Source organism: Nostoc sp., assembly GCF_035638895.1.
In the GTDB taxonomy this organism is placed as follows: Bacteria; Cyanobacteriota; Cyanobacteriia; order Cyanobacteriales; family Nostocaceae; genus Nostoc.
The window spans coordinates 1-9,877 of record NZ_DASQZC010000082.1; the positions used below are offsets into that span (position 1 = coordinate 1).

The 9,877-nt window shown below is 42.2% G+C and carries 10 protein-coding genes and 1 tRNA gene; 4 read left to right on the forward strand and 7 right to left on the reverse strand.

What is annotated here, in order from left to right; translation table 11 throughout:
- A partial coding sequence (locus VE944_RS03445; protein ID WP_324972300.1) for a peptide deformylase occupies nt 1–197 on the reverse strand: 197 nt, incomplete at its 3' end.
- Nucleotides 198–280: 83 nt separating this feature from the next.
- Nucleotides 281–1,525, reverse strand: coding sequence for an HhoA/HhoB/HtrA family serine endopeptidase (locus VE944_RS03450; RefSeq protein WP_324972303.1), 1,245 nt, complete (start codon nt 1,523–1,525; stop codon nt 281–283).
- Between the two features lie 163 nt (nt 1,526–1,688).
- Between VE944_RS03450 and dnaA the strand changes: the two genes are divergently transcribed.
- Nucleotides 1,689–3,068 (forward strand): chromosomal replication initiator protein DnaA, encoded by a 1,380-nt coding sequence (gene dnaA / locus VE944_RS03455; RefSeq protein WP_324972324.1) that lies wholly within the window; start codon nt 1,689–1,691, stop codon nt 3,066–3,068.
- Nucleotides 3,069–3,625: 557 nt separating this feature from the next.
- On the opposite strand, the gene VE944_RS03460 is transcribed toward dnaA, so the two are convergent.
- The 4 genes from VE944_RS03460 to VE944_RS03475 all read right to left on the reverse strand — a co-directional run bounded on the left by VE944_RS03460 (nt 3,626) and on the right by VE944_RS03475 (nt 5,051).
- Nucleotides 3,626–3,699: transfer RNA gene (locus tag VE944_RS03460), tRNA-Pro, on the reverse strand.
- 50 nt (nt 3,700–3,749) lie between these two features.
- Nucleotides 3,750–4,115 carry a DUF1818 family protein gene (locus VE944_RS03465; protein WP_324972306.1) on the reverse strand — a complete coding sequence of 122 codons (366 nt, stop codon included), beginning with the start codon at nt 4,113–4,115 and terminating at the stop codon, nt 3,750–3,752.
- 67 nt (nt 4,116–4,182) lie between these two features.
- Nucleotides 4,183–4,791 (reverse strand): hypothetical protein, encoded by a 609-nt coding sequence (locus tag VE944_RS03470; protein WP_324972309.1) that lies wholly within the window; start codon nt 4,789–4,791, stop codon nt 4,183–4,185.
- A gap of 23 nt (nt 4,792–4,814) precedes the next feature.
- Entirely contained in the window at nt 4,815–5,051 is a 237-nt protein-coding gene (locus VE944_RS03475; protein ID WP_100900204.1) for a DNA-directed RNA polymerase subunit omega, read from the reverse strand.
- A gap of 159 nt (nt 5,052–5,210) precedes the next feature.
- Between VE944_RS03475 and VE944_RS03480 the strand changes: the two genes are divergently transcribed.
- Nucleotides 5,211–5,630 carry a fasciclin domain-containing protein gene (locus VE944_RS03480; protein ID WP_324972314.1) on the forward strand — a complete coding sequence of 140 codons (420 nt, stop codon included), beginning with the start codon at nt 5,211–5,213 and terminating at the stop codon, nt 5,628–5,630.
- An 86-nt stretch (nt 5,631–5,716) separates the two neighbouring features.
- Here the strand turns inward: VE944_RS03480 and VE944_RS03485 are convergent, their stop codons facing one another.
- Nucleotides 5,717–7,189: a glycoside hydrolase family 13 protein gene (locus VE944_RS03485; protein WP_324972316.1), complete on the reverse strand. Its 1,473-nt coding sequence runs from the start codon at nt 7,187–7,189 to the stop codon at nt 5,717–5,719.
- Nucleotides 7,190–7,767: 578 nt separating this feature from the next.
- Here VE944_RS03485 and VE944_RS03490 point away from each other — a divergent pair.
- Together VE944_RS03490 and VE944_RS03495 are read left to right on the forward strand one after the other, a co-directional pair.
- Nucleotides 7,768–9,495 (forward strand): S8 family serine peptidase, encoded by a 1,728-nt coding sequence (locus VE944_RS03490; protein ID WP_324972319.1) that lies wholly within the window; start codon nt 7,768–7,770, stop codon nt 9,493–9,495.
- 114 nt (nt 9,496–9,609) lie between these two features.
- A partial coding sequence (locus tag VE944_RS03495; RefSeq protein ID WP_324972321.1) for a hypothetical protein occupies nt 9,610–9,877 on the forward strand: 268 nt, incomplete at its 3' end.

The window sequence follows — 9,877 nt, forward strand, 5'->3', positions numbered from 1 at the left end:
CGGGAAGCCACAATAAATAAACGATAGGATTGTGCTACTTGAGGCGCAGCAATCCCCACGCCGTTAGCTTCGGCAACAGTAGCAATTAAGTCTTTAATTAACTTTTGGATATGCTCATCTTGAATATTCTCAACCCAAGCAGCTTTTTGGCGTAATGTTGGATTTCCTAATTGAATTATTGGCGCTAATTCAGACATGATTGAACTCCTTTAAGTAATGGGGAGTGGGGAGTAGGGAATTGGGAATGGGAGCATTGAGCATTTACAAATGGCAAATGACATCATCCCTCGCGTGTTACGGGTAAAGGAGCAGGTTGGACTCCTACTTGGACAATTTGCCCATTGCGTTCCACTTCTATTGGTAAGTTAGTACCGATTTTGCTATTTTCTACTAGCTTTTGTACTTGTTCAATTTTAGTGACAGGCTGGTTATTAATACTTTTAATCACATCACCGACTCGTAGTCCAGCCGTAGATGCAGGCGATCGCGGCACGATATCAACCAGCAAAACGCCCTCATCAGCTGTAAGATTTAAGCGATCGCCTGCTCTATTTTTTATTCTTTCTTTAATTTCTGGTGTCAGTGTCACCATCTGAACACCCAAATAAGGGTGATCTACTTTACCGTTAGCAATTAATTCCTGGGCAATTCTTTGCACAGTATTAATGGGAATAGCAAATCCCAAACCTTGAGCGCCTCGGATAATAGCTGTGTTCATCGCAATTACTTGGCCACGAGCATTTAGCAATGGGCCACCAGAGTTACCAGGGTTAATTGCAGCGTCCGTTTGGATGTAATCAACCCGTTTGTCGCTAGCACCGATATCGCTACTAGAACGACCTGTAGCACTAATAATCCCAGAAGTAACGGTATTATTCAAGCCTAAAGGGTTCCCAATAGCGATTACTGCCTCTCCTGGTTGCAAAGCATCGGAGTTACCCACAGCTAGGGTTGGTAGATTATTAGCATCAATTTTGATTGTAGCCACATCCGTAACCGGATCTTCACCCAACACTTTACCGTCAAAAGTCCTGCCATCTTTGAGTGTGACAGTCACTGTATCAGCACCATCTACCACATGAGAATTGGTCACAATTTGACCTGAAGAATTAATGATAAATCCAGAGCCGTTACCCCGCTCTACCCGTTGTCTAGGCTGTGGCGCACCGTCTCCAAAAAACCGTCGGAAAAATGGGTCGTTGTTAAATTCGTCTGGTACACGAGAAGTGATTGTTCGGGAAGAATCAATGCGAACTACCGCAGGCCCCACCTGTTGCACTACTTTTACCACAAAATTAGCATCTTCAGACGAAGAGATAATTGGTGGGGGGACAATTACCGGATTAGGTTCTATTGTCTTTTGGGCTTGAGTCTGGCTTTGTCGAGTCTCAAAGATTTTAGCAGGTAAAAGAGAGCAGCTCCCCAGGAACACCACTGCTACCCCGTATGAGAGCATCCATAACCTGTGAGGTAAACCCCTAGTATCAATTTTTTTGGGTGCTAAATGATGGTTTGTTGTCTTCATGTGTCGTTGCTTCTCCATATCAATCGCTGGTGTTAGGATCTTGCCTACGGGGTATGTCCCAAAATGATTACAACTTAAAAGCTTATTCTAGGTCTAGCGTGTTTGGATGCTAAATTAGTGCTTTCTCTTCTATTGTGACCGTTAGCAGCAAAGGTGGTGGATGATGGAAATTCCCATAGAAAGTCTGTGGAGTCAGGTACTAGAGCGTCTACAGCTTGAACTATCCCGGCCCACCTTTGAAACTTGGATTAAAACTGCTAGTGCGGAGCGATTAGAAAATAATTGCTTGGTAATCTGTACTCCTAACCCATTTGCTCGTAATTGGTTACAGAAATATTACATAAATACCATTGCTCATGTGGTACAAGATATTCTGGGTCATCCCGTAGGAATTTACATTACTGTTGCTCAAGGAGATGAATCTCATTTGAGTGAACGACAGGTTTCTTGGGAATCACCAGAACCCAGCAGTATTCCCGAAGCTATTCCTACTCACAATCATAAAACTACTCAATTAAACTCTAAATATGTCTTTTCGCGGTTTGTAGTTGGTGCTAATAATCGGATGGCTCACGCTGCTTCTTTGGCAGTTGCGGAATCTCCAGGTAAAGAGTTTAATCCTTTATTTTTATGCGGTGGCGTAGGTTTGGGTAAAACTCATCTTATGCAGGCTATTGGTCATTATCGCTGGGAAATTTCGCCTAATTGTAAAATATTTTATGTTTCGACTGAGCAGTTTACTAATGATTTAATTACAGCGATCCGTAAGGATAGTATGCAAAGTTTTCGAGAGCATTATCGAGCAGCTGATGTTTTATTAGTTGATGATATTCAGTTTCTTGAAGGGAAGGAATACACTCAAGAAGAATTCTTTTATACTTTTAATACTTTACATGAAGCTGGTAAACAAGTTGTTATTGCTTCTGATCGTCCTCCTAACCAGATTCCTAGCTTGCAAGAACGGCTTTGTTCTCGGTTTTCTATGGGGTTAATCGCAGATATCCAAAAGCCGGATTTAGAAACTAGAATGGCAATTTTACAGAAAAAAGCTGAGGATGAAAATATTCGCCTTCCCCGCGATGTGATTGAGTATATTGCTTCTAACTATACTTCTAATATTCGAGAATTAGAAGGAGCTTTAATTCGGGCGGTGGCTTATATTTCTATTTGGAGTTTACCGATGACAGTAGAAAATATCACACCAGTTTTAGAACCGCCTAACGAAAAAATGGCAGCTACCCCAGAAGCAATTTTAAAGGTTGTGGCGGATAATTTTGATGTTTCAATAGACGATCTCAAAAGTAACTCACGACGAAGAGAGATTAGCTGGGCGCGTCAAATAGGAATGTATCTCATGCGCCAACACACGTCTCTGAGTTTGCCCAGAATTGGCGAGGAGTTTGGTGGTAAAGACCATACAACGGTAATCTATAGTTGCGATAAAATTACCCAACTCCACCAGAGCGATCGCACTTTAGCACAAACAATCCGCCAACTGAGCGATCGCATCAATATAACTAGCCGTTCTGAAAAATCATCCTGAAGATGTATTTGAAGTTTTCCACAACCACCACCTTTATAATTAGCATTGACGGCTAAATAAATAGTCAAAAATATTAAGTAACGGATAAAAATTGATTAAATATAACTTAAATTGTAGAAAAATCTTACTTTTTGTGGATAAATCTGTGGAAAACTTGAGATTTTACTAGTAAAGCTTAATTAAGTATAATTACCTTGTGGAAAAGTATTTGAGTTTTTCCACAAGTTTTCCACAATGTAAACTTGCCTAACTATGATTTCAATAGAAATTAGGGAATTTTATAGTGGTTTGTCAAGTTTGCTGAGTTTGTAGTGAGCGCTTTAACGCTCGAATCAAGGGCTTAAAGTCCTTACTACGAACTTATTTACCTATCATAATGATAAATGGGATGAGTCGGACAACTGTTCGACCTCGCAGCCTACCAAGCTAATTCCAATCATTATTTGTAGTGAAGTTTTGGAATAATTTTGTGCTAGGAATTTTGGTATCGCCTCGTATACCTGATTGAAAAACCTGCCAATCTTTTGAAAAGACTAGCAGGTATGGCTTATCATCAATCGGAGCGGCGGGATTCGAACCCACGACCTCCACTACCCCAAAGTGGCGCGCTACCAAGCTGCGCTACGCCCCGGTCAGAATTACCATCATACAGCAAAACTCTAGCATAAGCAACAGGCATATTTAAAAAACCTTCAGCATTCCAGTCGCTTGCAGCAAATCGGCAACAGCAGAAGCATCCCATTTACCTTCTACACATCGCCCTGTATTTAAGATGAAGCGCAGACTGTAGGCATGAGGATAGCCTTCTACCTCCATCCATAATAAATCGCTTTCGGCTTCACAAGCGATTTTTTCCTCTTCCATTAATTCAGTTGTGAGTTGTTTCATGGTGTCTGCTAGCTGTGTTAGTAGACGGCAGAAATCATTCAACTCGGCTTCGGTTAACTCAATTGCCCAATCATCTGTACCGACTAAACCTTTAAATTCATGTGCGTCGGGGTTCCAGCCTATACGCCAACCACATCCGGTTTTTACAAGGCGTTCCATAGCTTAGTTTTTTAAACGCAGAGGAACGCAGAGGAACGCAAAGGAAGATTTTGAACTGTGGGTTTGGTCATTTTAGTAGTTCAGCCCCTCCTGGTTGGGGTGGCTGTGGTGTAGTTGATGTATTAGGACTGGGTGTGGTGTTGGGGCTAGGAGGTGCGGTATTTTGGGAAGTAGGGTTAAATATGTTGATTAAGACTTGCACTAGGGCATTTCGTTGGCTGCGGGTGAGACGAGTGATGGCTTTGCGATCGCCTTCTATTGGATTTTCCCGTAGTGTTTCATGGCCTGGATAGGTAGTATCATACATAATTTCGTTCGCACCCAGGTAATCAGCTAAAGTCAGCTTCCAATCTAAGCGATAAATTGGGGCCCGCCCTTTGGTATAAATGTGATATGTAATCAAGCGACTTACTAAGGTGTTGTTTTCGGCAACTTTCCTATCTTCTTTGCTGATATAGTTATTTTCTCGTGGTAAATCTGGCAATTGCTGATATACTAACTGCCAAACATCGCTAGGTGTGATTCTCTGAGAGTATGCAGGTTGGATACTAAATAAATTTCTATGTATTGATTTGTCCGCCCCTGAACCCAAAACAATTACACCCACCACCATTAAAGCAGTGAGTGTCTGCCAAGGTTTAAGTAGGGGTTGAATGAACGATAAATTTTTGCTCATCCTACCTTCTCTAAAGCCTTTTTTTATAGTTCGCCAATAATTTCTGGCTGAGTCAATTCATCGGACATTTCGATAATTGCCCTTAGCACTGGCTTCATCATCGCATCTTCGTTATTTTCAAAGTCTTCATAACGCCGACGTTTAGCACGATTGGCCACCTGAACCGTAATGCGGTAACGATTTGAGGCTGCACTAATCAGCTCCTCAGAACGGTGCATAATCTGAGACTGAGTTGTCTCGAACTTAGAACGCTTTAGCATAATCACTGGTTCTTGGGGTCATTCCCCAGTGTAGCAGTACCGATAAATCTGATGCTGTGTATTTAATCGCTAGCAACCTCTCTCTTGATAGAGGTTGAGAGTGTTTCAGTCAATATAAGTTACTTATAATGCTAATTTGACTAAAAGTCACACATCCTTATGGCTGACCTTGTGGAAACTGCTATCAACGCGGGAAACTTCAATACCCTGATAAAGGCTGCTGAAGCTGCAAATCTTATAGAAACTCTAAAAAGTCCTGGTTCTTTCACATTATTTGCACCAACTGACGAAGCCTTTGCCAATCTGCCAGAGGGAACCTTAGACTCGCTACTACAAGACATTCCCAAGCTCAGGAAAATTGTGGCATATCATGTCGCTAGTGGCGATGTTCGGTCTGATGATTTGGTACAGATTAATGAGGCAGAGACCTTTGAAGGGTCAATTGTCGCCATTGAATCTGCCGACGGCAAATTTAAGGTAAATAACGCCAATGTCATCAAAACAGACATTTTGACAGACAATGGGGTGATCCATGTTATTGATGCGGTGTTGATGCCTGCAATGGTGGCAGGGAAATAAAGATATTGGGCATGGGGCATGGGGCATGGGGCATGGGTTATTCTCCTTGTCTCCCTCATCTCCCTCATCCCCCCACTCCCTACTCCCTACTCCCCACTCCCCACTCCTAGAATGCACCCACTACGTGCTGGAACAGTCAATGACAACTGCTGAGTTTCTCCTTCACTATTCCACTCAACTTCAGCAGTGCCATATAACAGCTTGTTGGGTTGAGTGCGTAAACTGACGACATCTGCATTGACTGTTGCCGAACTTGTGCCAGCATTGACGGCAATTATCAATTCCTCTGTTCCTAAAGTTCGCGCAAAGATATAAATTTGTCCTTGAGCATGGAGGACTTGGTATTCACCTGTACGCAAGGCTGGATATGTGTGGCGTAGGGCAATTAATTGACGATGAATATTGAAAATTTCTTGATTCCAGTTACTCTCTAAAGGAAAGCCACGACGTGAGTCTGGATCTATTGCACCAGGTAAACCAACTTCATCACCATAGTAAATGCTGGGCGCACCGGGAAAGGTGAGTAGCAATAAAGTTGACAATTCTATACTACCTATATCACCGCCTGCAATTGTCATCAATCGGGCTGTATCATGACTTGCTAGCAAATTGAGTTGAGTTAGCTGAATTTCCCAAGGGTAAAGTTGCAGTACTTCTTGGATTTTGGTAGCGTACTCGGCGGCAAATAAGGGTGGGTAGGGTTGATAGTCGCGGCTTTGGACTTGTTCTAAGACTACGCGATCGCCTGCTGTAAAGGCAATTGTTGGCCCAGTAAATAGATAATTCATCACGCCGTCAAATTGTGTTCCATCCAACCACTCGCGGGAATCTCCCCACACTTCGCCCACAATGTAAGCTTCGGGATTGACTGCCTTGACGCGATCGCGGAATTCCTGCCAAAATCCAGGAGTTTTTATTTCAAATGGTACATCTAATCGCCAACCATCAATGCCGAATTTAATCCAATATTCGGCAATTTCCATAATATATTCCCGCACTTCTGGGTTGTCGTGGTTAAATTCTGGTAAAGCACGATTTCCTGCCCAACCTACATAATTAGCAGGGAATTCCCCATTGTATGCTGAAAGGGGCCAGCCTTCAATTTTGAACCAATTTACCCAAGGCGAATGGGGGCCATTTTCTAAAACATCATGGAAGAAGAAAAAACCACGGCTGGAATGGTTAAATACGCCATCCAGAACAACTTTGATATTCCGTTGATGGGCTGCATCAAGCAATTCCTTAAAAGCCTCATTGCCCCCTAACATCGGGTCAACTTGATAATAATCGTGGGTATGATAGCGATGATTGCTAGCGGATTGAAAAATGGGTGTAAAGTAAATCGCGTTAATTCCTAAATCCTGGATATAGTCTAAACCCTCCATGATGCCCCATAGATCGCCGCCTTTATAACCTTGGAGTGTTGGCATAGAGTCCCAATCTTCCCAACGGGCTTCACGCAGCAGCCGTTTGCGCGGCTGTTTGCTTCTAGCAAAGCGATCTGGGAAGATTTGGTAGAAAACCGCGTGCTTTACCCAGTCTGGTGTTTGAATTTGCATGAATAACTTTTTGTACCTTCAGAAGCGATCGTTGCAAATCTTAGCTTCTTTATGGCTCTTACTTATGATAGAGAATCTGTCATTTGCCACTAGTCATTAGCGATTTAGTCTATATTCTCTTACTTTATACGCAAATGTTATCATTCTTAACTATTTTGGCTACAATTTGTTGGAGTATTTAATATTAATTAAAATTATATTTTTTATTCATTACTTAATTATTCTTAATTTTATTTGCTTTATCCGTAATGATTGAAGCAGACCTGGATTAGTTTAATAGCTTCATAAAATTTTTCTGTTATCCCAGTTTAGGGTAACTCTGAGATGCAGCTGCTCAAAGCTGTCTCAAGAGCCATAGAAAATAACTATGAGGGAGACACAATTCAAGAATATGAGTTATGAATTATTGTCATAGAAAGAACTTACTACCTCCTAAGCTTATTTGATGTTATCTATGAAAAAAATAGATAACTATAGTCGCATCAAATAATCAAGGTGAAAAAACTACGTTCTAGAGAGACTGCTCCCTCTCAAATCAATACTTTGTTAACAGTAAATAAATTTAGATTGAGGTAAAAATGAGGCACGAAAAACTTTCTCCCGGATTACTTTTGGCATTTCGAGACTATCAAAATGAAGGAGATCAAGCTTTAGTTACACATAAGCGATCGCTTGGCATCATTGCCCACAAAAGCCCAGTCAAGCCAACTAAGAGCGTCGTTTTTATCTACTGCGACCATGATGCAGACTTAAGTTACCTATCACAATATAATATTGAAGTCAATCAAAACTCTGGAAGTGTGCGAACGGCTTTCTTACCGATAGAGACTTTAGATGTCTTATCTGAAGAAGATATTATCCAACGCATTAAGCCATCACGCAAACTTCATTTGAAGATGGACACTGCAATGGGAACAGTCAAAATACCGGAGTTCCAGAACAAAACCGGACTGACTGGTAAAGGAGTAATTATCGGCATTATAGACAGTGGCATTGATCCGAAACACCCCGCCTTTGCCGGAAGAATTTTACACATTTGGGATCAAACACTGCCAGGGCCAGGAGTGACGGAAGGTGCTTATGGGGGTGAATTTACAGGAGCGCAACTGACAATTTCTCAGGATACTAGCGGTCATGGTACTCACGTTGCGGGAATTGCTGCCGGTGCCGATGCTACCTATGGCGGTGTCGCACAAGAGGCGGAATTAGTTGTCGTCAGATCAGATTTACAAGATGCCCACATTGCTGATGCTGTGCGTTACATTTTCCGAATTGCTAGAGAGTTAAGACGCCCAGCAGTGGTAAATCTCAGCTTGGGTGGACACGCTGATGCCCATGATGGTAGCGATTCTTTATCAAAGGTAATTAACGCCGAAACTGGCCCTGGAAGAATTGTTTGCTGTGCTGCGGGTAACGAAGGGAACGCCAATATTCATGGTCAAGCGACAATACCCAGTGGACGCACTCGTGGTATGCGCTTTAATGTTCCTTTGAATCAAATAAGCATAGTTTGGTTAAACGGTTGGTATTCCAAAGATAGCGAATTGGAAGTGTCGCTGCGAAGTCCTAACGGTTTTGTCACCCCTTACCAAAAAATAATTACTCAGGGTAATGCCGCACAAGATTATCAGTTACCAGATGCACGGGTGCAATTAGCGACACCAGCGCCAGATAAAGCCAACGGCGACCATAATTTCTTTGTGCAAATACGCGGTATTGACCCCTCGCCAGTCATGGGAGGTATTTGGCAGCTGCGAGTCCGCAACACTTCTTCAACTGACACATGTTTGAATGTGTGGACACTAGATGACAGTTCATCAGTGTTTTTCACAGGTAAAAGTGTGAAGGATGCGGTAAAAATTGGTTCGCCAGGAGCCGCCAGCAGTGCAATTACTGTTACCGCCTATACTACTAGAACCAAGTACACAGATATTGATAACAAAGTGCAAGAAATGGGGTTAGAATTGCATACTATTTCGGAATTCAGTAGTGAAGGGCCACTACGGAATAGTGGACAGAAGCCGGATGTAGCAGCACCAGGAGCGATGATTATTTCCACGCTTTCCGCCGATGCAAATTTTGACCGTTCATCGATGATTAATTCCAAGTTTGTGGTACGAGCGGGTACGAGTATGGCGACACCCTTCGTTAGTGGATTAGTTGCACTGCTGTTGCAGCGAGATCCTAAACTTGATCCGGCTGCTGTGAAAGACTTGCTACGTAAAAATAGTACAATTCCTGGAAAACCCCCAGGCACATTTGATGAAAAATGGGGTTATGGAGTGATTAACGCAGCTAATCTGTAATTAGACTGAGAAAGGTAAATATTATTTCTGTACAAGGGTAGGCAATAAAAACCTATAAATTTGATAAGTTAGGGTAAACAATTCCTGTCTACCCTTTTTAATTAGGAGTTGCTGATGAATTATCAGAAACTAGACGCCGCTCTTGCTACAGCGCTGAATGATGTTCAAAATTCAGAAAAACCGAGTTTGACAGTTTTTATTCATACTGAACCAATTTTAAACTCTGCTGCAACTGCTGTTTTAGAAAGTTTTGGTGTCAATGGTGTTAGCAATGGCAAAGATATTTTCACGGCAACACTGTCACCAAATGCCATTTCTCAGTTGTCAGAGCAATCTTGGGTGAAATATTTGAAGCGATCGCAGCAATTAGGTTTGGTTAATA

What these genes read in the sequence shown, in the direction of transcription:
- VE944_RS03450 (WP_324972303.1), bottom strand. Translation starts at nt 1,525, where the DNA reads ATGAAGACAACAAACCATCATTTAGCACCCAAAAAAATTGATACTAGG.
- dnaA (WP_324972324.1), top strand. Translation starts at nt 1,689, where the DNA reads ATGGAAATTCCCATAGAAAGTCTGTGGAGTCAGGTACTAGAGCGTCTA.
- VE944_RS03465 (WP_324972306.1), bottom strand. Translation starts at nt 4,115, where the DNA reads ATGGAACGCCTTGTAAAAACCGGATGTGGTTGGCGTATAGGCTGGAAC.
- VE944_RS03470 (WP_324972309.1), bottom strand. Translation starts at nt 4,791, where the DNA reads ATGAGCAAAAATTTATCGTTCATTCAACCCCTACTTAAACCTTGGCAG.
- VE944_RS03475 (WP_100900204.1), bottom strand. Translation starts at nt 5,051, where the DNA reads ATGCTAAAGCGTTCTAAGTTCGAGACAACTCAGTCTCAGATTATGCAC.
- VE944_RS03480 (WP_324972314.1), top strand. Translation starts at nt 5,211, where the DNA reads ATGGCTGACCTTGTGGAAACTGCTATCAACGCGGGAAACTTCAATACC.
- VE944_RS03485 (WP_324972316.1), bottom strand. Translation starts at nt 7,189, where the DNA reads ATGCAAATTCAAACACCAGACTGGGTAAAGCACGCGGTTTTCTACCAA.
- VE944_RS03490 (WP_324972319.1), top strand. Translation starts at nt 7,768, where the DNA reads ATGAGGCACGAAAAACTTTCTCCCGGATTACTTTTGGCATTTCGAGAC.